This is a genomic window from Mitsuaria chitosanitabida ATCC BAA-476 = NBRC 102408 (assembly GCF_001598255.1).
Taxonomy (GTDB): domain Bacteria; phylum Pseudomonadota; class Gammaproteobacteria; order Burkholderiales; family Burkholderiaceae_C; genus Roseateles; species Roseateles chitosanitabidus.
This window is the reverse complement of sequence record NZ_BCYP01000038.1, coordinates 1-22031: the sequence shown is the minus strand read 5'-3', so window position 1 is coordinate 22031 and position 22031 is coordinate 1. Positions and strand designations below refer to the sequence as shown.

At 70.2% G+C, this 22031-nt stretch carries 15 protein-coding genes; 5 read left to right on the top strand and 10 right to left on the bottom strand.

The window, feature by feature from the left end:
• Positions 1-74: 74 nt before the first annotated feature.
• The 6 genes from MCHT01_RS22675 to MCHT01_RS22650 all read right to left on the bottom strand — a co-directional run bounded on the left by MCHT01_RS22675 (position 75) and on the right by MCHT01_RS22650 (position 8857).
• The gene (locus tag MCHT01_RS22675) at positions 75-2966 is read right to left on the bottom strand and encodes a M16 family metallopeptidase (RefSeq protein WP_067069176.1); all 2892 of its coding nucleotides are present in this window, start codon (positions 2964-2966) and stop codon (positions 75-77) included.
• A 93-nt stretch (positions 2967-3059) separates the two neighbouring features.
• Complete coding sequence (locus MCHT01_RS22670; protein ID WP_067069174.1) at positions 3060-3992, bottom strand: GNAT family N-acetyltransferase; 933 nt, start codon at positions 3990-3992, stop codon at positions 3060-3062.
• A gap of 9 nt (positions 3993-4001) precedes the next feature.
• Complete coding sequence (locus MCHT01_RS22665; RefSeq protein WP_067069172.1) at positions 4002-4982, bottom strand: AEC family transporter; 981 nt, start codon at positions 4980-4982, stop codon at positions 4002-4004.
• Between the two features lie 169 nt (positions 4983-5151).
• Positions 5152-6981, bottom strand: a complete 1830-nt coding sequence (locus tag MCHT01_RS22660; RefSeq protein ID WP_067069169.1) for an ATP-binding protein — start codon at positions 6979-6981, stop codon at positions 5152-5154.
• Between the two features lie 290 nt (positions 6982-7271).
• Positions 7272-8231, bottom strand: coding sequence for a pyridoxamine 5'-phosphate oxidase family protein (locus MCHT01_RS22655; protein WP_067069166.1), 960 nt, complete (start codon positions 8229-8231; stop codon positions 7272-7274).
• A gap of 8 nt (positions 8232-8239) precedes the next feature.
• A complete protein-coding gene (locus MCHT01_RS22650) occupies positions 8240-8857 on the bottom strand; it encodes a glutathione S-transferase family protein (protein WP_067069163.1) in 618 nt (205 codons plus the stop codon).
• Between the two features lie 203 nt (positions 8858-9060).
• Between MCHT01_RS22650 and MCHT01_RS22645 the strand changes: the two genes are divergently transcribed.
• Positions 9061-9969 carry a LysR substrate-binding domain-containing protein gene (locus MCHT01_RS22645; RefSeq protein ID WP_067069160.1) on the top strand — a complete coding sequence of 303 codons (909 nt, stop codon included), beginning with the start codon at positions 9061-9063 and terminating at the stop codon, positions 9967-9969.
• 166 nt (positions 9970-10135) lie between these two features.
• Here the strand turns inward: MCHT01_RS22645 and MCHT01_RS22640 are convergent, their stop codons facing one another.
• Positions 10136-12832, bottom strand: coding sequence for a DNA topoisomerase III (locus MCHT01_RS22640; protein WP_084453245.1), 2697 nt, complete (start codon positions 12830-12832; stop codon positions 10136-10138).
• 138 nt (positions 12833-12970) lie between these two features.
• Here MCHT01_RS22640 and MCHT01_RS22635 point away from each other — a divergent pair, with 138 nt between their 5' ends.
• From MCHT01_RS22635 to MCHT01_RS22625, 3 genes are all read left to right on the top strand, one after another.
• Positions 12971-13468, top strand: coding sequence for an SET domain-containing protein (locus MCHT01_RS22635; protein ID WP_067069157.1), 498 nt, complete (start codon positions 12971-12973; stop codon positions 13466-13468).
• A gap of 90 nt (positions 13469-13558) precedes the next feature.
• Complete coding sequence (locus tag MCHT01_RS22630) at positions 13559-14449, top strand: biotin--[acetyl-CoA-carboxylase] ligase (protein WP_067069154.1); 891 nt, start codon at positions 13559-13561, stop codon at positions 14447-14449.
• Positions 14450-14456: 7 nt separating this feature from the next.
• Positions 14457-15134, top strand: coding sequence for a hypothetical protein (locus MCHT01_RS22625; RefSeq protein WP_067069151.1), 678 nt, complete (start codon positions 14457-14459; stop codon positions 15132-15134).
• A gap of 134 nt (positions 15135-15268) precedes the next feature.
• Here the strand turns inward: MCHT01_RS22625 and MCHT01_RS22620 are convergent, their stop codons facing one another.
• From MCHT01_RS22620 to MCHT01_RS22610, 3 genes are all read right to left on the bottom strand, one after another.
• Positions 15269-17101, bottom strand: coding sequence for a S8 family peptidase (locus MCHT01_RS22620; protein ID WP_067069148.1), 1833 nt, complete (start codon positions 17099-17101; stop codon positions 15269-15271).
• A 290-nt stretch (positions 17102-17391) separates the two neighbouring features.
• On the bottom strand, positions 17392-18390 hold the full coding sequence (gene gap, locus MCHT01_RS22615) for a type I glyceraldehyde-3-phosphate dehydrogenase (RefSeq protein ID WP_067069145.1): 999 nt from the start codon (positions 18388-18390) through the stop codon (positions 17392-17394).
• Between the two features lie 397 nt (positions 18391-18787).
• Positions 18788-19633, bottom strand: coding sequence for a GNAT family N-acetyltransferase (locus tag MCHT01_RS22610; protein ID WP_067069142.1), 846 nt, complete (start codon positions 19631-19633; stop codon positions 18788-18790).
• Between the two features lie 176 nt (positions 19634-19809).
• Between MCHT01_RS22610 and ptsP the strand changes: the two genes are divergently transcribed.
• Complete coding sequence (gene ptsP / locus MCHT01_RS22605; RefSeq protein ID WP_067069139.1) at positions 19810-21588, top strand: phosphoenolpyruvate--protein phosphotransferase; 1779 nt, start codon at positions 19810-19812, stop codon at positions 21586-21588.
• The last annotated feature ends 443 nt before the right edge of the window (positions 21589-22031 follow it).

Here is a 22031-nt window from a genome sequence, read left to right as displayed (position 1 = left end):
AATGAACGACGGGCGCCTCAGGGCGCCCGTCTGCATGGGCGGCTCCGCGCGCGGAGCCGCCGGGGGAGTGCCGCTTACGGCTTCGCGCCCGAGGTCGTCGGCTGCGACGGCGCGGTGGCGCCCACCGGCGCGCCCTGCGCGTCGCGGATCTCCAGCGGCTTGCGGCCCAGGGCCTCGAGCTGCGGCAGCACCTTGGCCTTGTCACCCACGGCCACCACGATCAGCGCGGCCGGGTCGACGTAGGTGCGCGTGGCCTTGTAGGCGCTCGCGGCCGTCACCGCGCCGTACTTGCGCGGCAGCGAGGTGATGCTGTCGGCCGGCTGGCCCAGCGCCCACTCGCTGGCGTAGGTCGAGGCGACCACGCGGTTGGTGTCGAACAGCCCCGGCAGCGCCAGCAGCTGCGCGTTGCGCACGCGGTTCAGCTCGGCCGCGCCCATGGGCTTGGCGCGCATGCCGTCCACTTCCTTGAACAGGTCGACCATCGCCGCGCCGGTCACGTCGGTGCGCACGCTGCCGCGGATGCCGAACATGCCGCTGTCGCGGTTCATCGTGTAGACCGAGTAGATGCCGTAGGTGTAGCCCTTGACCTCGCGCAGCTGCGTGTTGATGCGCGACGTGAACAGGCCGCCCAGCGCGGCGTTCTGCACCTTGAGGTCGGAGGCGTCCGGCGTGCCGGACTTCGGACCGGTGGAGACCACCGCCAGCGCGGTCTGCGGCGCGCCCGGCTTGTCGACCAGCACGACGCGCGCGGCGGCCGGCGACGGCGCGGCGGTGTTCAGCGCGGGAGCGGCCGTGCCCGGACGCTGCCAGCCGCCGAAGAGCTGCTCGGCCAGCGCCTTGACCTCGGCCTCGGAGATGTCGCCCGCGACCACCAGCGCGGCCTGGTCGGGCCGGTAGTAGGTCGACCAGAACTGGCGCAGCGCGGCCGCGTCGGTGGCCTTGATCGAGGTCTCGTCGCCCAGGCCGGCCTGCGCCAGCGGATGCCCCTCGCCATAGATCACGCGGTTGGCGACGACCGAGGCCACCGCCGGCGCCTGGTCGCGCTGCTGCGCCAGCGCCGCCAGGCGCTGGTTCTGCTGACGCGCGATCTCGCCCTCGGAGAAGGCCGGATGCAGGGCCACGTCGGCCAGCAAGGCCAGCGACTGTCCGAAGTTGCGCTTCAGGCTGCTGACCTCGATGCGGGCCTCGTCGCGCGCGGCGCCGCTGGTCAGGGCCGCGCCCAGGCCGGCGGCCTCGTCCGCGATCTGCTGCGCGGTGCGCGTCTGCGTGCCCTGCTGCAGCATGCCGGCGGCGAAGCTGGACAGGCCCGGGCGGTCGGCCGGATTGGCGGTCTGGCCGGCGCGCACCACCAGGCTGGCGCTGACGAGCGGCAGGCCCGGGTTGGCCACGTGGATCACCGTCAGGCCATTGGCCAGCGTCAGGCGCTTGCCGTCGGGCAGCGACAGCGGCTTGGCCTTGCCCGCCTTGGGCTGCGTCTTGCGCCAGGCGACGTCGGCGTTCAGCGATTCACGCTCGTTCTTCGCGGCCTTGGCGGGGATCGGCGGCGTCGCGACCTCGGGCGCCAGCACCTTCTCGCCCGGCGTGGTCAGCACGACCACGCGCGCGTTCTTCTTCAGCTGCGCGGCGACCGCGTCGCGGATGCCCGCGGCGGTGACGGCCTGGTAGCGGGCCAGGTCCTTGCCGATAAAGTTGGGATCGCCGGCCTGCTGGTTGTAGTAGTTGATCTGGTCGGCCAGCCCCTGCACCTTCTCCAGGTGCGACAGCGTGGCGGTCTCGATCGAGGCGCGGGCGCGGGCCAGCTCCTCCGGGGTGGGCGGATTCTGCGAGAGCTCGGCCACGGCGTCGTCGACCAGCTTCTCGATCTCCTCCATGGACTTGCCGGGACGCGCGGTGACCTCGATGCTGAACACCGAGCCCAGCGACAGCGAGTACTGCTGCACCTGCACCGACTGCGCCAGCTGCTTGTCGTAGACCAGCGTCTTGTAGAGGCGGCTGGACTTGCCGCCGCCCAGCACGTGGGAAGCGATGTCCAGCTCCGCGTCGCCGGGCTGGAAGACCGCCGGGGTGTGCCAGGCGATGTCCAGGCGCGGCAGCTCGATGCGGTCCGTCACCGCGACGCGCTTCTCTTCCGTGAGCTTGGGCTGCGCGACGTTGACCGGGGGCACGGCGTCGCCGGCCTTGAGCGCGCCGAAGTACTTCTCGACCAGCTTCCTGGCCTGCGCGGGATCGAAGTCGCCGGCCAGCACGAGGGTCGCGTTGTTGGGCCGGTAGTAGCTGCGGGCGAAGGCCTTCACGTCGGCCAGCTTGATGGACTGGATGTCCTCGTGCGAGCCGATCACCGAGGCCCGGTAGGGGTGGCCCTCCGGGTACAGCGCCTGGAACATCGCCTCCTCGGTCAGACCGTAGGGGCGGTTCTCCACGGACTGGCGGCGCTCGTTGCGCACCACGTCCTGCTGGTTGGCCAGGGACACGGAATCGACCTCGTCGATCATGTAGCCCAGCATGTCCGACTTCAGCCACAGGCCCAGCTCGAGCTGATTCGAGGGCAGGGTGAAGAAGTAGTTCGTGCGGTCGAAGTCGGTGGAGCCGTTGGAGTCGGTGCCGCCCGCCGCGTCGATGATCTTGTCGGCCTGGCCGCGCGGGATGTGGCGGGTGCCGGCGAACATCAGATGCTCGAACAGGTGGGCGAAGCCGGTCTGGCCCTTGGCCTCGTTGCGGGGGCCGGCGTGCACCCACATGTTGAAGGCGATCAGCGGCAGGCGATGGTCCTCGACCAGGATCAGCTCGAAGCCGTTGGCCAGCTTCACCTTCTCCAGCTTGACGCTGAGCGTGCCGCCGGAGGCGGTCACCGCGCTGGCGCCGGCCGCGGTCGGCGCGGCGAGGGCGGCGGGCGAGGCGCTCAGGCCGCCCAGGGCGGTCAGGACGGCGAGGGTGATGGCGGCCGGGGCCGCGGGCGTGAATCGCATGGTGGGATGCTTCCCTGGAATGTTGGTGCGGGGCACGCTACCCAATCGGCGAGCGCCCCACAAGTGCTGAAGATCAGAGGGAAACCGAGGATCTCAGAGCGCGCGGACCATCAGCTGCTGGTGCAGCGGCTGCGGCGCGGCACCCAGCGCCCGCAGCGCGGCGCCGCCCAGGTCCTCGCGCTGCAGCTGGGGCACGCGCACGCGGCGGTCGGGATACGCCGTGGCCAGCGCGCGCAGCAGCGCGCGGGCGTCCGCGTCGCGCGGCGCGATCAGGCTGTGCACCAGCACGGTCTCGTCGGGGAGGCTGAACACCACCTGAGCGCGGGCCTCGCCGTCACCGTCTCCACCGATCTCGCCGTCCCGGCCGCTCAGGCCGCCCTGGCCGAGTTGCCACGCGAGGTAGTCCTGGCCATGCCGCAGCGTGGCCGCGGTGACCTGCAGCGGCAGGTCGGGGAGGCGGCGTTCGACGGCATCCAGCCAGGCCAGCGCCTGCGACAGTGTCACGGCCGTCGGCGCCTCGGTCGCCTCCGGCACGTCCGTGCCGGCGCCCCGGTCCAGCGCACCCGGCTCGGCGAGATAACCGAACAGGTCGTGGATCCGCGTGAAGCCGCGGCCCTCGTAGAGCCGGCGGGCGCGGTCGTTCTGGGCGAAGACCTCCAGCTCCACCGCGCGCAGTCCCGATGCGGCGGCGCGGGCGACGACATCGTCGAGCAGCGCCGGCGCCGCGCCGGAGCCCCGCGCGGCGGGCGTCGCGCCCATGGTCGCGAGGCGCCAGCGCCCCGATAGCGGCCTCGGCGCCACGAAGGCGAAGGCCAGCGGCGCGCCCGCGGCGTCCAGCGCCACGCGCGACAGCGGCAGGTCCACGCCCTGGCGCGCGAGGAAGATCGGCCACTGCGCGATCGGCACCTGGAAGGGGCCGATCAGGTAGTCCGAAAAGGCGCGGATGAAGGCCGCGTGCAGGGTCTCGGGGGCGACCTCGTCGCCGCGGACCAGGGCAGTCGGAGCGGGGGCGTGCGTCTGGGACATGGGGTCTCCTCAATGCGTCGGGGCGAGCCAGGCGGGCACCGCCAGCCACAGCGGCGCGGTGAAGGCGAACAGCATCGTGGCCAGCACGATGGCGCCGGAGGCCTCGGACTCCAGCGTGCGATAGCGCTGCGCGAACATCATCGCGTTGGACCCCGGCGGCAGCGACGCCATCATCACGATCACGGCCAGCGGCATGCCCGACAGGCCGAAGCCCCAGTGGGCCACCACCAACACCAGCGCCGGCAGCACCAGCAGCTTGAGCGCGATCAGGCCCGCCAGCGCCCGCCACGCGCCCGAAGGCAGGCCGTAGTAGGACAGCGACATCCCGATCAGCACCAGGCACAGCGGCACCACGGCGCTGCCCAGCATCTGCAGCACCTCGTCCAGCACGGCCGGCAGTTCGATGCCGGTCAGGTGCCAGGCGAAGCCGCACAGCACCGGCAGCACGACCGGATGGATGATGGTGTTGCGCATGGTGGTGAGCACCGTGCGGCCCAGGCTGGCGCCGTGGTGGGTGTGGCGCGCCAGGTCCATCTCGACCAGCACCGTGGCCACGCTGAGCAGCGTCAGCGCATGCAGGCTGAGCACGGTGATGTGGACCGCCAGGCCGCTTTCGCCGAACACGCCGGCCACCAGCGGCACACCCACCTGCAGCGTGTTGCCGAAGCTGGCCGTGATGCTGCGCACCGCGGGCGCGGCGGGGTTGTCGGGATGGCGGCGGCGTTCCCACAGGTAGACGCCGACCAGCATCATGACCACCGGCACGAAGAAGGCGGCGACCGTCAGCCAGGGCAGGGTGGAGAACTCCACCCGCGCCGTGGTGCGGAACATCAGCGCCGGGACGAAGAGATAGAAGGCCAGGTTGGAGAGCACGCGCGCCGGGTCGTTCTCTCCGCCGGCCTTGCCAAGCCAGCGCATGTGCCCGACGAACCAGCCCATCGCGGCGGCGATGAAGATCGCCAGCAGCTTGTAGAACAGGACGGCTGTCATAAGCGGGGCAGTATGCCCGCGGGCCCGGACGCCGCCGCCGCGCGCCGCGCGGCGGGCGCACGGCATCGGGTCGCCCGGCCCGCGGCGATGCGCGCGCGCGACGCCTGGACGCGCACGTCGCGATCCGGCGTGGTCGATGTCGTCGACAGGCAGGCCCGTGGTGGTGGATTCAGGAGGCGAGCGGCAGTTCCAGCGCGAAGGCGAAGCGGCTGCCGGCCTCGGGCGACGTGTCGACGCTGATCTCGCCGCCCATCAGCCGCACCAGCTGCTGGCTGATCGCCAGCCCCAGGCCGGTACCGCCGACCCGGCGCGACAGGTCCGCGACCTGCTCGAAGGGCTGGAACAGTCGCTCGACCTGCTCGGGCGCCATGCCGATGCCGGTGTCCGAGACGGTGAAGCGCAGCATCAGGCTGCTGGGCCCCTGCGCGACCACGTCCACCACCAGGCCGACCCGGCCGTGGTCGGTGAACTTCACCGCGTTGGACAGCAGGTTCAGCAGGACCTGGCGCAGGCGCTGGCCGTCGGCCCGCACCCGTGTCGGCAGCTGCGGATCGAGCCGGACCTCGAAGCCCAGGCCCTTCTCGGCCGCGCGCGGCCGCATGGACTCGCTGCAGATCTCCAGCAGCGCGCGCAGGTCCAGCGGGCTGAGCTGCAGCGTGAGCTTGCCCGCCTCGATGCTGGCGACGTCCAGCAGGTCGGTGATCAGTACCAGCAGGTGCTCGCCCGACTCGCGCATCAGCCGAATGCGGGTCTGCTGCGCCTCGGTCAGCGAGGCGTCCATCTGCAGCAGCTGCGCGAAGCCCAGGATCGCGTTCAGCGGCGTGCGGAACTCGTGGCTCATGGTCGCCAGGAAACGGCTCTTGGCCTGGTTGGCGGCCTCGGCGCGCTGCTTGGCCTGCGACAGTTCCACGGTGCGTTCGGTGACCAGGTCCTCGAGGTGGTCGCGATGCTGGGTCAGCTCCTGCTCCGCGAGCCGGCGCAGCGTGATGTCGCTGACCAGGCCCTCGATGCGGGGCGCGCCGTCCATCACCAGATGCAGGCTGAGCTCCACCCACAGCTCGCGGCCGTCGCGCGTGGTCACCAGCAGCGGCACCTGCTGCAGCAGGCGATGGCGCTCGAGCGCGCGGGCCAGGCGGCGGTACTCGTCGCGCTCCACGCGCACCATGCGGCTCAGGCGGATGCCCTGCGCGTCCTCGGGCCGCGCCAGGCCCAGCATCTGCGCCAGCGCCTTGTTCACGCGCAGCAGGCGGCCGTGGCCGTCGGCCTGGAAGATGCCCTCGGCGGCGTTCTCGAACAGGCTGCGATAGCGCTGCTCGCTGCTGCGCAGGCCCTCGGCGAAGTCGCGCAGCCGCGCGCTCATCGCGTTGAGCTGGTCGGTCAGGTCGCCGATCTCGTCGGCGTGCTCGGGTTCGATGTGGGCGCCGAGCTCGCCGGCCGCCACGCGCTGCGCCAGGCCGCGCAGGCGCGACACGGGACGCTCCACCAGGCGGCGCACCAGGAAGTAGCTCGTCAGGCCGATGGCCAGCAGCACCGTCGCCAGCAGGCTGGCCACCAGGCGCCGGGTCTCGCCCAGGGTCTGGTCGATGTAGGCCCGTGTGTAGACCAGCGTCGCGCGACCCAGCGCACCCGCCGGACCCTGCGCGCCGGCGCGGTGGCTCAGCTCGAACTCCAGCGTCAGCGGCCGGACGGCGGCCTCGGCGCGCGCGCGGCGCAGCGTGTCCAGGCCGGGCGCCGCCAGCGTGATCGAGTGGACCTCCGGATCCGCCATCACGGCGTCCAGCAGTTCCGACAGGGCGGCGCTGTCCAGGTTCCAGACCGGCTCGGCGAAGCCCCGCGCCACCAGCTGCGCCATGCGCTGCTGGCGCTCGTTGAGCGCCTCGTTGAGTTCGTGCTCGTGGCGGTCGACCCAGTACAGGCCGATCAGGCCGACCAGCAGCGTCGCGCTGAGACTCAGCGCGGCCACCAGCCGCGTCTGGATGCTCAGCGTCGAACGGCCCATGAACGCATGCCCTCTCCTGATGTTTGCGGTCGAGTGTCGCGCAAACGGAGCGGCTTCTCGCCCTCGGCGATGTGCGGAGTTCCTCGGATTTCCCCGGGACTTCCCGGAGCCGGCACGCCGCGGGCGGGCCCCCGTCGCTCCCCGTCCGCTCCCGTCGGCGGGCGAGGGCGCCATGCACGCGCCAGACAAGTGCGGCCTGGACGGCGCGAACCGGGGACACGCCCACCACACGCTCTCCGATGGGAGAGGGGGAGCGAGGCGCCTCCGAGCCGTGGCGATGCGGCGGTCTCCTACGCCGTGAACTGCGGCGCCAGCCGCGCCTCGCTCCAGCGCCACGGCAGCGCGCCAGGACGCCGCAGCGCGGCGGTGACACGCAGACGCAGCTCACGCGTGTCGCCCGCCCAATGGACATCGGCCTGGGCGGCCAGGTGCAGCAGCTCGCCGCTCGCGTAGTCAGGCACCAGCAGGCCGGCGCGGGGATGCCGCAGCAGATTGCCCAAGGTCATGAAGAAGCGGTTGCCGGGGAAGTCCTCGATGCGCAGCTCGATGCCGCCGTCGAGCCGGGCCTGGACCCGCACGAAGCCTGGGGGGCCGCCGCGATGCGACACGTCCACGCCCTCCGAGCGCCCGTCCCCCGGCACCGGCGCCGAGGCGCTCGCGATGAACACGGTGTCCGCGGCGCTCAGCAGCGCGATCGCCCGCGCGTCCAGCTCCGCGCCGAGCGGCTGCGCGATGGCGGGCGGCGTGTCGTCCCAGGCCATCGGATCGCGGGCCTGGATGTACTTCGGGCAGTTGCCGAAGCTCTGCACCACGCCCACAGCCAGCGCTTCGTCCGTCAGCGCCAGCAGCCGGCCGTTCATGCGGTTGCGTCGCCGGGTGTGGGGTTCCAGTCCGAGCAGGCCGACCGGCGCGCCCGGTCCCCGGGCCCGCAGCGCCGCGAGGGCCGGGTCTTGCCCGTCGAAGGCGGCGGCGATGGTCATCGTCCGCGCGTCGGGGGTGTCCACGAAGCCGGCCCGGCCGGCCAGCATCGTGGCCCAGGGCTGGCCGCCGGCGTCGAGCGCGCCCAGCAGCATCGTCGGCAGCTTGCCGAAGAGCTCGCGATGCTGGTCGGGCATGTGGTCGCGGACGACCTGGGCGCCGATCTCCGCCATCCGGTCGCGCAACCCCAGGCGCTGATGCAGGGTCTGCTCGCCGGGGTGCCAGGTCGTGTCGGGCGTGTCGATCCGGTCGGGGAAGGAGGGCGTGTCCATGGCGGGCCTCAGAGCTTGTCGGGCAGGGGCACGAAGCCGGGCAGGGCCTCGATGCGCGCCAGCCAGGCGCGCAGGCGCGGGTAGTCGGCCAGCGACACGCCGCCGATCGGCGCCTGCGCGGTGTAGCCGTAGAAGCTGAGGTCGGCCAGGGTGGGGCGGTCGGCCACGAGGAAGGGGCGCTGGGCCAGGTGCGCCTCGATCAGCGCGAACAGGCGATGCGAGGTCTCCACTATCGCCGGGGGCACCGGTCGGCCCATGATCCCCTGGAAGCGCGCCGAGGCCGGCCCGGGCGCGAGCATCCCGACGGACAACGCGAACCAGCGCTGCTGCTCGGCGGCCTCGACCGGATCGCGCGGCAGCCAGTCCGAGGACGGCGCGTAGCGCGAGGCGAGGTACACGAGGATCGCGTTGCTCTCGGGCAGTACGTGCTCGCCGTCCTGCAGCACGGGCACCTGGCCGAGCGGGTTCAGCGCGAGGAAGGCGGGCTGGCGGTGCTCGCCGCCGGGCAGGTCGACGTCGACGAACTCGTGCGGCAGGTCGAGCAGGGAGAGCAGCAGCTCGACGCGATGGCAATGGCCGGACAGGGCCAGGCGATGCAGCTTGAGCGGGACGGCGGGACGGGGCATGGCGGGCTTCCTTCCGAAGTCGGGGAGAGGGGGCCCCGGATCCGAGGGGGACCCGGGGTGTCGCGGAGGCCGCGGGAGGCGGCGTGGTCAGAGCCCGTACCGTATCTGTTGCATCCACCGATGAGAATCTGTTCGAGTGATCATTCAGAATTGCAGTTGTCGAAATAATTGGGCCGGAGCCACCGCGCTTCGGCTTGCCCACGATGGACCACCTCGACCGTCTGCGCTGCTTCGTCGCCGTCGCCGACACGCAGAGCTTCGCTGCCGCCGCGCGCCGCATCGGCTGCTCGGCGCCGGCCGCGACCCGCGCCATCGCCACGCTGGAGCAGCGCCTGGGCGTGCAGCTGTTCCAGCGCAGCACCCGCTCGGTCCGCATGACGGCCGAGGGCGAGCGGTTCCAGCTCGACTGCCGGCGCATCCTGGCCGACCTGGACGAATCGGAGATGGCGCTCACCAGCGCCCAGGCCGAGCCCGCCGGCCTGCTGGCGCTGACCGCGCCGACGACCTTCGGACGGCTGTTCGTCGCGCCTCCGGTGTCGGAGTTCATGCAGCGTCATCCGCGCGTTCGCATGAAGCTGCTGCTGGTCGACCGCGTCGTGCCCCTGCTCGACGAGGCGCTGGACCTGGCCGTGCGCATCGCCCATCTGCCGGACTCGGGACTCACGGCCATCCCGGTGGGCGCGATGCGGCGGGTGATCGTGGCCTCGCCCGATTACCTGACCCGCGCCGGCGAGCCGAAGGTGCCGGCCGACCTGGTCGGCCACCGCATCGTGGCGGGCTACTTCGACGGGCAAGGCATGACCCCGTGGCGCTTCCGCGAGGGTTCCCAGGCGCTGACACCGACGCTGATGGTCAACGACAACGCGTCCGCGATCGCCGCGGCCGTGGCGGGCGTGGGGCTGGTGCGCTGCCAGCTCTACCAGGCGGTGGAGGCCTTGCAGCGCGGCGAGCTGCGCATCGTGCTCGCCGACGACGAGATCCCCGCCGCGCCCGTGCACCTCGTGCACGCCGCCGGTCGACGCGTGCCGCCGACGCTGCGGCTGCTGCTGGACTTCCTGACCGAGCGCCTGCGCGCGCAGCCGGTGCTCGGCGGCGACGCGTTCATGCGCTGACGCGCCGCGCGCCTCCCGCCCCGGTCACGCCGGGCGGCCGCTGCGGCTGCCGCGTCCACCGGTCTCCCAATGACACGCGCCCCGTGCCGAGATCGGCAGCGGGGCGCGGAGGCGGACACGAAGTCCGGATCGGTCCATGCGGTTCCGGGATCCTCCCGGGGTCAGGTCATGACTTGGCGGCGGCCTTCTTCGCGGGGGCCTTCTTCGCCGCGACCTTCTTGGCCGGCGCCTTGGCCGGTGCCTTGGCGGGCGCCTCCTTGGCCGCGGCCTTCGCGGGCGGCTTGGCGCCCGGCTTGGCGGCGCGCGGCTCGAACTCGAAGACGACCTTGCCTTCCTTCTTGTCGTAGGCCAGGAAGGCCTTGAACTTGCGGCGCGTCTTGTTGGAGACGAAGTTCTCCAGCAGGTCCGTCTTGCCGGTCTCCAGCAGCTTGCTCACCTGCTCCGGCTCGACCGGCTGCTGCAGGATGATCTTGCCGCTCTTGAAGTCGCAGCTGACCTTGTCGCCCACCGCGTGCTCGCACACGTAGTTGCTGCCGAAGTCGTACACCTTGCCGCCGCACTTGGGGCAATGACCCAGCGAGGTCTGGCCGCTGAAGTCCACCGGCTCGCCGTTCTCCTCGGCCTTCTTCGCGTCCTCGCCGAAGTCGAACTCCAGCTTCCAGTTGTCGATCTCGGCGTCGAAGACCAGCGCCAGCTCGGCCGTGAAGGGCCAGCCGGCCTTGGAGCGGAAGCCCTCCAGCGGGCCGACCTTCTTGTCGCGCAGGAAGGCCTCGACCTCGTGCAGCTCGAAACTGCGGCCGCCCGGGATCTTGGGGATGGAGAAGCCGCACTCGTCGCCGTGGCCGGTCTTGCCGGTGCAGGTGAAGCGGCGGTAGTTCTCCTTGACCACGCCGCCGCACTTCGGGCACGGGGTCTTGAGCGTCGCGTAGTCGCCGGGGATGGTGTCGCGGTCGTACTCCTTGGCCTTGCGCACGACCTTCTCGGTCATCGCGGCGATCTCGGCCATGAAGGCCTCGCGCTTCAGGCGCCCCTTCTCCATCTCGGACAGCTGGAATTCCCAGTTGCCGGTCAGCTCGGGCTTGGTCAGCTCCTCCACGCCCAGGCCGCGCAGCAGCGTCATCAGCTGGAAGGCCTTGGCGGTCGGGATCATCTCGCGACCCTCGCGCAGCATGTACTTCTCGGCCAGCAGGCCTTCGATGATGGCCGCGCGCGTGGCCGGGGTGCCCAGGCCCTTCTCGCCCATGGCCTCGCGCAGCTCGTCGTCGTCGACCAGCTTGCCCGCGCCTTCCATCGCCGACAGCAGCGTCGCTTCCGTGTAGCGCGCGGGCGGCTTGGTCACCAGGGCCTTGACCTCGGTGTCCTCGGTGCGGACCAGTTCGCCGGCCTTGACCGGGACCAGCATCGCGCCGCTGGTGCCGGGCTCGGTGTTCTCGTCGGCGGCTTCCTTGCCGTAGACCGCCTGCCAGCCCGGCTTGACCAGCACCTTGCCGTTGGTCTGGAACGCATAGGACCTGGCCGCCGTCTTGACGGTCGAGATGCGGGTCGTGACCTGGAATTCCGCGGGCGGGAAGAACACCGCCAGGAAGCGCTTGACGACCATGTCGTAGAGCTTGGCCTCGGCCTCGGTCAGGCTGCGTGGGGCCTGCAGCGTCGGGATGATCGCGAAGTGATCCGACACCTTGGCGTTGTCGAAGACCTTCTTGGTCGGCTTGATGTAGCCGTTGTCCAGCGCGGTGCGGGCATGCGGGGCCAGCGCCTGCAGGGGACCGGGCAGGTCCTCGTTGGCGATCATCCGCGCCGTTTCCTTGGCGACGTTGAGGTAGTCCTCGGGCAGGTAGCGCGAGTCGGTCCGGGGGTAGGTCAGGACCTTGTGCTTCTCGTACAGCGCCTGCGCCAGGCCCAGCGTGGTCTTGGCCGAGAAGCCGAAGCGCGAGTTGGCCTCGCGCTGCAGCGTGGTCAGGTCGTACAGGCCGGGGCTGGAGGTGGTGCTGGGCTTGGACTCCTCGGTCACCGTGGCGGGCTGGCCCTTGGCGGCGGCCGCGACGGCCTCGGCCTCGGCCAGCGACCAGACGCGGTCGGCGCGCTGCTCGGGGTCCTCGGCGTTCTTCTTGAACGCGGGGTCGAACCACTTGCCCTCGTACTGGCCGGCCTCGGCGTCGAAGGTGCCGCGGATCTCCCAGTAATCGCGGTAGACGTGCTTGCGGATCTTCTCCTCGCGCTCCACGACGATGGACAGCGTGGGCGTCTGCACCCGGCCCACGGTGGTCAGGAAGAAACCGCCGTCGCGCGAGTTGAACGCGGTCATCGCCCGCGTGCCGTTGATGCCCACCAGCCAGTCGGCCTCGGAGCGGCAGCGCGCGGCGTCGGCCAGCGGCAGCATCTGGGCGTCGGTGCGCAGGCCCTCGAAGCCATCGCGGATCGCCTGCGGCGTCATCGACTGCAGCCACAGCCGGCTTACCGGCTTGGCGATCGGGGCCTTGGCGCCGGCGGCGTACTGGACGATCAGGCGGAAGATCAGTTCACCCTCGCGGCCCGCGTCGCAGGCGTTGATCAGGGACGTGACGTCCTTGCGCTTGATCAGCTTGACCAGCGCGTTCAGCCGGCCCTTGCTCTTGTCGATCGGATTGAGATCGAAATGCGGGGGGATCACCGGCAGGTGGGCGAAGCTCCACTTGCCGCGCTTGACGTCGAATTCCTCCGGCGCCTTGATCTCCACCAGATGGCCGACGGCCGAGCTCACGACGTAGGCGTCGTTCTCGAAATACTCGTCGTGCTTGTCGAACTTGCCTGACAGCGGAGTCAGTGCCTTGACGATGTCCTGCGCCACCGACGGCTTCTCCGCGATCACCAATGCCTTGCTCATGCGATTGCTTCTTTCTTCATCGTCCAGTCACCCGAAACCTCCCGGGCGCCTGCCTACAATGCGGCCTCGCGCGCGCCCACGCTACGTACACGTATACGCGCGCGCGCACCCATGAATTCAATGTACCGGACTCGCTCCATGCCGCAAGACAGCCCTGCTTCGAGTGCCCCCAAGTCCCCCAAGGGGAAAGCGACGCGCATCCAGGTCCGCGCCTCCGGCGTGCACGGCCGCGGTGTCTACGCGGTGGCGTCCATCCCGGCGGGCGACAAGATCATCGAGTACAAGGGCGAGCGCATCTCCTGGGACGAGGCCATCGAGCGGCACCCCCACGATCCCAGCCAGCCCGACCACACCTTCTTCTTCCACCTGGAGGAGGGTGACGGCGTGATCGACGCGGCGGTGGGCGGCAACCACGCGCGCTGGATCAACCACGCGTGCGCGCCCAACTGCGAGGCGCGCGAGACCGGCGGCCGCGTGTTCATCCATGCGTTGACGGACATCTCGCCTGGCGAGGAGCTGTTCTACGACTATGGTTTGGTGATCGACGAGCGCTACACGGCCAAGCTGAAGAAGCGTTTCGAATGCCGCTGCGGCCATCCGGGTTGCCGCGGAACGATGCTCGCACCCAAGCGCTGAGATCTCCCTCTAGACTCCGGGGATTCTCAGCACCGGGCGCGACCGCCCGGGACGATCAGGACGGATCGCGAGATCCACAACTTCGCGGCGATGCAAGAACATCAGAACTGGGGCGCCGAAGCCCTGTGGCAAGACCTGGAACCGCTGCTGCCGGGCCTCAGCATCGAGGTGCTGGCGCGCGTGGAGTCCACCAACGCGACGCTGGTCGAGCGCGTGCGCCGTGACGGCGCGGCGGCGGCCGGCGCCAGCGGCGCGCCCGCGGGCCGCGAGCCCCGTGACGGCCAGCGCCCTTACGGCCGTCGCCAGCATGACCTGCATCCCTGCCTGCTCATCGCCGAGCACCAGACCCACGGCCGCGGCCGCCAGGGGCGCAGCTGGCACAGCACGGCCGGTGCGTCGCTGACCTTCTCGCTGTCGCTGCCGATGAACGTCCCCGACTGGTCCGGCCTGTCGCTGGTCGTCGGCGCGGCGATCGCCGAGGCGCTCGACCCCGAGGGCAAGCGGCTCAAGCTCAAGTGGCCCAACGACCTGTGGCTGGACGAGCGCAAGCTCGGCGGCATCCTGATCGAGACCGTGCCGGCTGGCGCCTCCCGCATGGCCGTGGTCGGCGTGGGCGTGAACGTGTCGGACCGCGCCAAGGTCGCGGACTCGCAGCTGAACACCGGTTTCGCCTGCCTGCAGGAACTGCTCCCCGAAGTGACGCCGCCGCAGGCGCTGGCACGTCTGGCGCCGGCGCTGATCCGGGCGCTGGCGGACTTCCCGCGCGAGGGCTTCGGCGCCTGGCGCGAGCGCTTCTCGGCCCGCGACCTGCTGGCCGGCCAGCCGGTCACGGCCGGTCCGCTGGAAGGCGTGGCCGCCGGCGTGAACGAGCGCGGCGAGCTGCAGATCGACACCCCCGCGGGTCGCCAGACCGTCAGCGGCGGGGAAGTCAGCGTGCGTCTGGCGGTGCCGGGCACTTCGGCCGGCTCGACCGGCAGGTAAGGGACCGATGCTGCGCGCCGCGGTCATCCTGCTGTTCGTCGCCAACGTGCTGGTGCTGGCCTGGCAACGCGGCTGGATCGCCGGCGCGGCGCAACCCGCGCCGCGGCTCGAGCAGCAGCTGAACCCGGACCGGCTCTCCCTGCTCAACCAGAAGGCGGTGACGCAGCTGGCGACGCTGTCCTGCGTCGAGCTGGGTCCGCTGACCGGCGAGGAACCGGTGCGCCGTGCCGCGGCCGCGCTGACCACGGCGGGCATCCCGTCCTCGGCCTGGCAGATGCACACGGCCGACGGCGCCGGCGTGTGGGCCCTGGCCACGATCAAGATGCCCAGCAAGGACTTCCGCGAGCGCAAGGAAGACACCTACCGCAGTGCCCGCATCGCCTTCGAGCCGCTGCAGGGCTTCCCCGACGAGCAGCCGACGCTGGTGCTGAGCAAGCACGACAGCGAGGCCGCCGCGCAGGCCGCGCTCGACGCGATGACCCGGCGCAACTACAAGGGCCTGCGCGTGCTGCGACTGCAGGCGCCGCAGGCGAGCACCACGCTGCGCCTGGCGCGTCTGGACGGCCTGCAGGTGGGCAAGCTCGACGCGATCGCGTCGCCGCCCTGGGGTTCGGCCCGCAAGAGCTGCGAGGCCGACGCGACCCCTCCGGCACCGGCCCCCACCGGATCCGCCGCCAGCCGCTGAACCGAGGGACCTGGCCGGTCCCGATCCTCGTCCCGCGCCTGATGCCGAAACGACAAGGCCCCGTTCGACGGGGCCTTGTGCTTGGCGCCTCGCGCCCTCGGTCGAGGGCGCGGTGGCGATATCGAGACGGTCGCTCAGCGGGCGCGGCGCGCGGGCCAGCGCAGCGCGATCACGGCCAGCGCCAGCGCGGCCAGCCAGAGGCCGCTCATCGCGCCACCGCCGCCGCCCGAGCTTGAGGTGGTCGTGGGGGTGGTCGGGGTCGTGGGCGTCGTCGGCGTGGTCGGGGCCGGTGCCACCGGCGTGGCGGCGCTCACCGCCGCGGCGGCGTCCAGCATGCCGGCCCCGCAGGTGGCGGTCGTGCAGTTGCACTCCAGTTGCGGCGTCGTGCTGTTGCCGGCGACGCATTGCGCCACGCCGCTCACCGTCGGGAAGGTCCGCGCGGACGACATCAACTTGCTCTTGATGTCCGCGGGCGTCAGCGACGAGTTGACCGCCAGCATCAGCGCCACCGTGCCGGAGACCAGCGGGGTCGAGAAGCTGGTGCCGACGCCGGTGTAGTTGTAGGCGTTGTCGGCCGCGACCGGCGTGGTGGTGCCGGAGTTGCTGGTCGACAGGATGGGGTACAGGCAGGCGCCCGTGGTGTTGACGCAGTTGCCGCCCGGCGCCGCGATCGTGATTTCCGGACCCAGGTTGGAGAAGCCGACCTTGGAGCCGACGTGACGCAGACCCGCCACGCCGATCACGCCCGTGCAGTTGGCCGGCGTGCCCACCGCGATGCCGCCGCCCTTGGTCGGGTCGGTGCTCTCGATGCCGTTGCCGGCGGCCGCGACCACGGTCACGCCGGCGTTGACCACGGCGGTGACGGCGTTCTGATAGGTCATCGAGCAGGCCCCGTCGCTGCCCAGGCTCATGTTGATCACCTTGGCGGGGTTCGGGTTGGCGGGCAGGCCGGGCACCGAGAGACCGGCGGCCCAGCGCATGCCGGCGTCGATGTCGGACTGCCAGCCACCGCACTTGCCCAGCACCCGCACCGGCAGGATCTTGGCGTTGTAGGCGACTCCGGCCATGCCCAGGCCGTTGTTGGTCAGCGCGGCGATCAGGCCCGAGACCCGCGTGCCGTGCCACGAGCTGTTGGCGATGTCGTCCTTGGTGCAGCTGGTGCCGAGCTTGCCGCTGTCGACGTCGGCCTGGCTGACCCAGTCACCCGGGTCGCTGGGATCCGCGTCGGGGCCGTCGCCGTCATTGGCCGCGGCGATGCCTTCCGCGGCGGAACTCGTGCCCGCGGTACCGTAGCCGATCACGTCGTAGCCCGGCTTGAACTGGCCGGCGAGGTCCGGATGGTCCAGGCGCACGCCGGTGTCGAGCACGGCCACCACGACGCTGTTGCCGGAAGAGTCCTTGCCGGTCGACAGGTCCCAGGCGGCCGGCATGTTGATGGCGGACACGACGGTCGTGTCCGGCGTCTTCAGGTACCACTGGCCGGCGGTCACGCCGCCCGCCGCGGCCGTCGCGTAGAGCGGGTCGTTGGGCACCGAGGTGTGACGCCACCAGTGGTCGACCTCGACGGTCTCGACCTCGCTGTCGGCGGCCAGGCGCTTGGCCAGTTCGGCGGAGCTCATGCCGGTGGCGGTGAAGACGTGGGTGCGGCTGTCCAGGCTGCGGCGTGCGTGCAGCGCGGCGCTGTGGCGCAGGCCCAGCGTGGTGGCGCGCACCTGCGCGACGTCGGCGGCCTCGAGCGCGGTCGCGCGCGCGGCCAGGGGCCGAGCCTTGACGGTGGCCGCCTGCTCCTTGAAGCGCACGATGACCCGCGCGAAGTTCGATTGCTGATCGGGACTCTGCGCGACGGCGCTCGTGGCCGAAGGGCCGGCCGCCATCGCGGGAGAGGTCAGGGCAGTCGCCGCACCGGCGACCAGGCCGGTGGCAATCGCCAGATGCCGCAGACGCAGCGACAGAAATTGAGCAGGCATCAACAGCTCCGAGGGAACACGTCCAACGAGTTTAGGTGGGAGCCTGCTAAAAGATTGCTAATCCCCTGACACATTTGCGTGGGGGCCTCACCAGAAAGAGTGGGTCTCTGGCGCATTCGTCACGCTCTCTGGCGTTGACTTGAAACGAGGTGTTTTCGTCGGCGCCGGTCACCATGTCCGAGGCGGGTCGGCGCGCATCGTCCGCCGTCGCGCGGCGGCGCCTCGACGGCTGTCGACCGGACATGAAAAAGCCCCGCCGAGGCGGGGCTTCGAGGCCGCGGAAGGGCCGCTTACTGGGCGACGACCTTGACCATCTCCAGCACCTTGTTCGAGTAGCCCCACTCGTTGTCGTACCAGGAGACCAGCTTGACGAAGGTGCCGTCCAGGGCGATGCCGGCTTCGGCGTCGAAGATCGAGGTGCGCGGATCGCCGCGGAAGTCGGTGGCGACGACCTTGTCCTCGGTGTAGCCCAGCACGCCCTTCAGGGCGCCTTCGCTCTGGGCCTTCATCTCCGCGCAGATCTCCTTGTAGGAGGCCTCGTTGTTCAGCTCGACGGTCAGGTCGACGACCGAGACGTCGGAGGTCGGCACGCGGAAGGACATGCCGGTCAGCTTCTTGTTCAGCTCGGGGATCACCACGCCCACGGCCTTGGCGGCGCCGGTGGAGGACGGGATGATGTTCTCGAGGATGCCGCGGCCGCCGCGCCAGTCCTTGTTGGACGGGCCGTCGACGGTCTTCTGCGTGGCGGTGGTGGCGTGCACGGTGGTCATCAGGCCGCGCTTGATGCCCCACTTGTCGTTCAGCACCTTGGCCAGCGGGGCCAGGCAGTTGGTCGTGCAGCTGGCGTTGGAGATGATGGCCTGGCCGGCGTAGGTCTTGTGGTTCACGCCGTAGACGAACATCGGGGTGTCGTCCTTGGACGGGGCGGACATGATGACCTTCTTGGCGCCCGCGGCCAGATGCTTCTCGCCGGTTTCCTTGGTCAGGAACAGACCGGTGGCTTCGACGACGATGTCGGCGCCGACCTCGTTCCACTTCAGCTCGGCGGGGTCCTTGACCTGGGTCAGGCGGATGCGCTGGCCGTTGACGATCAGGGTGTTGCCGTCGACCGCGACCTCGCCGTCGAAGCGGCCATGCACGCTGTCGTACTTCAGCATGTAGGCCAGGTAGTCCGGCTCCAGCAGGTCGTTGATGCCGACGATCTGGATGTCCTTGAAGTTCGCCACGGCGGCGCGGAACACCATGCGGCCGATGCGACCGAAGCCGTTGATACCGATCTTGATGGTCATGAGGAAAGTCTCCTGCGAGTGAAATGAATCGATGACGTCATGGACCCGCCGGCGCCCTTCGGAGGCCGGCGTGCCGCGGAGGTGTTCGGTCCGGTGCGTGGAGCCCCGCCTTGGGGCAGGCCGCTCGCGCCGGAAGCGCACGATTTGAACAGATCGGCGCGCGTCGGCGTTTCGAGCGGGTTACCGGATTACGGCGATCGGAACCAGGCTGTTACAGCGCGATCGCGTCGTGGGCGGATCGGGATCGATTCGCCCGGAACCGGCACGTGGCGAAGGGGCGAAAAAAAGGGGCCGCATCGCGGCCCCGAGTCTGTCGTCTACCAAGAAAAAACCAAATCAACCAAAGAGCGAAGGACCGCCAGGGTTCACGAGGAGGCCGCGGCGTCCCGGCGGGCGCTCACGCGCCCAGGAAGTGCTTGCGATAGCGGGCCGGCATGTCCGAGATGCGCATCATCATCGGCAGGTCGGCGGTGTTGAAGTCCGGATCCCAGGCCGGACGACCCAGGATGCGGGCGCCCACGCGCAGGTAGCCCTTGATCAGCGGCGGCGGCTCGACGACCAGATCCTGGCGAAGCTCGTCGACCGGCAGCGGCAGACGCGGGCGCACCTGCCACTGGATGTCGGCCATGTGGCTGGCCTCGAGTTGCTTCCACAGGCTGGCTGCGTAGTGGCCGCCGTCGCGCATGCTGATGCTGGCGCAGCCGATCATGATCTCCAGATCGTTGCGGACCATGAACTCGGTCAACGCGCCCCACAGCGCCATGATGGCGCCGCCGCTGCGGTGATCCGGGTGCACGCAGGAGCGGCCCAGCTCGACCATGCGCGGACGCAGCGAGCGCAGCCGGGTCAGATCGAACTCGGTCTCGCTGTACAGGCCGCCGGCGCGGCCCGCCGCCTCCGGGGTCAGCACGCGGTAGGTGCCGATCACCTCGGCCGGCTGGCCCAGCGCGTCGAGCTTGCGCACCAGCAGGTGCTCGCAGAAGGGGTCGAAGACGTCGACGTCATGACCGGCCGGCGCATTGGCGGGCGGGCTCAGCCGCGCGCCCATCTCGCCGACGAAGATTTCGTACCTCAGACGCTGGGCCTGGCGGACTTCTTCTTCGGTGCGCGCCCAACCCACATGGAAGCGAGTGCGCGCAGTCTCGACAGCCTCGGCGGACGAGCCTGCTGGAAGCGACCTCCGAGGCGCTTCGGCGGAGCGCAGATCGGAGAAGGGCAGGGTGGGCAGCGGCAGATCCCTCATGGCTTAGCCTCGCGGATGTGATGGCCGTGATGCTGAGCGGACGGGGTGACGCGTCGGTGACTTCGGGGTGAATGAACCGTGACAGTCGCGCCGCCGTCACGTGGCGTTGACGTGCGTTTTCCTCGCCTTGTCCTCCCTGTCGGCGAGGGGGCGGGACCCGCTGCTAAAGTCGGCGCATGAGCTTCCAGGTCTTCGGTATTCCTGTGTCTCGTGGCGTGGCGATCGGCCGTGCGGTGCTGGTCGCGTCCAGCCGCGTCGACGTCGCCCATTACTTCATCGCGTCGGCCGATGCCGAGCAGGAGTTCGCCCGGCTCGTGCGCGGCCGCGACGCCGTGACGCGGGAGCTCCAGGACCTGAAGGCCGACCTCCCCGAGGACGCGCCGCATGAGCTCGACGCGCTGCTGGACGTCCACCTGCTGCTGTTGAACGACGAGGCGCTGGTCGACGCGGCCCGCGACTGGATCGTGGACCGGCACTACAACGCCGAGTGGGCGCTGTCGGCGCAGCTCGAGGTGCTGGCCCGCCAGTTCGACGAGATGGAGGACGACTACCTGCGCGAGCGCAAGGCCGACCTGGAACAGGTGGTCGAGCGCGTCTTGTCCGCGCTGGCGATGGAGCAGGACGCCTCCGCGGGCGCGGGGCCGGCCTCGGTGGTGGCGCGGGACTTCGCGGGAGAGGACCCCCTGCTGCTGGTGGCCGCCGACATCGCGCCGGCCGACATGATCCAGTTCAAGCGCAGCGTCTTCCAGGGCTTCATCACCGACATCGGCGGGAAGACCTCGCACACGGCCATCGTCGCGCGCAGCATGGCCATCCCGGCCGTGGTCGGCACGCGCGAGGCCTCGCGGCTGATCCGCCAGGACGATTGGGTGATCATCGACGGCGATGCCGGCACGGTGATCGTGAACCCTTCGCCGATCATCCTCGAGGAGTACCGGTTCCGGCAGCGGCAGGCGGAACTCGAGAACGCGCGCCTGGCCCGGCTGCGGCACACGCCCGCCATCACGCTGGACGGTCAACGCATCGAACTGCACGCCAACATCGAAGGGCCGGGCGACACCGTGTCCGCGCTGGCCTCGGGCGCCACGGGCGTCGGCCTGTTCCGCAGCGAGTTCCTGTTCATGAACCGTGACGGCGACCTGCCGAGCGAGGACGAGCAGTTCGCCGCCTACAAGGCGGCCGTCGAGGCCATGGCCGGTCTCCCGGTGACGATCCGCACCGTGGACATCGGCGCGGACAAGCCGCTCGACCGGATGTCGGTCAATGAGCTCCGCCATGAGCATGTGCTCAACCCCGCCATGGGCCTGCGCGCCATCCGCTGGAGCCTGGCCGAGCCCAGCATGTTCCGCCAGCAGCTGCGCGCTATATATAGAGCGAGCGCTTTCGGGCGCGTGAAGCTGCTGGTCCCCATGGTGGCGCACCTGGGAGAGATCCGTCAGGTGCAGGAAACCATCAAGCGGGTGAAGACCCAGCTCGACGAGGCCGGCCAGATGTATGGACGGGTGGATCTGGGCGTGATGGTCGAGGTCCCGGCCGCAGCCATCATGCTCCCGCAGCTGCTCAAGCATGTGGACTTCGTCTCGATCGGCACGAACGACCTCATTCAATACACGCTGGCCATCGACCGCGCTGACGAGGCGGTCGCCCATCTCTATGACCCCTGGCATCCGGCGGTGCTGCAGCTGCTGGCGAACTCGATCGCGCAGGCACGAGCCGCAGGCAAGGAAGTGAGCGTCTGCGGAGAGATGGCCGGTGACGCCGCCTTCACGGATCTGCTGCTGGGCATGGGGCTGACCTGCTTCTCGATGCACCCCTCGCAGATCCCGTCCGTGAAGCAACGGATCCTGCGCGCCGACGCGCAGCGTCTGGCGGCGGGCCTGCCCCGCATCCTGGAGAGCGACGATCCGGCCCGCACGGCGGGCGAGGCGTTCGCGACCCCGTCGCGGCTGCACTGAGTCGCGCACGGTGCTCGCACTCGAACGATGACGCGTGCATGACGAAGGAGTTGCGCGAGCTGAAAAAGCCGTGCTAGACTCTATGTCTTCGCTGCTCACGACAACGTTTTGAGCGGCGGCCTCGGAGGATATGCCGGGGTGTCAGGTGATTAACCGGGCTTTGCCCGGTTTTCATTTGGCGGCGAGATTCTCGCAGTCAGTGATGAAAATAATTTCTCCGACTGCTTGACGACTTCGAAAGAAATCGTTCATAATCTCGCTCCTTCGCTGCTCAAGATAAACGTTTTGAACAGCGGCCTCGGAGGATATGCCGAGGAAGTCGAGTAAATATGCGGTTTGACTGAATATTTATTTGGCGGCGAGATTCTCGCAGTCGACGATGAAAATAATTTCTCTGACTGCTTGACGAATTCAAAAGGAATCGTTCATAATCTCACTTCTGT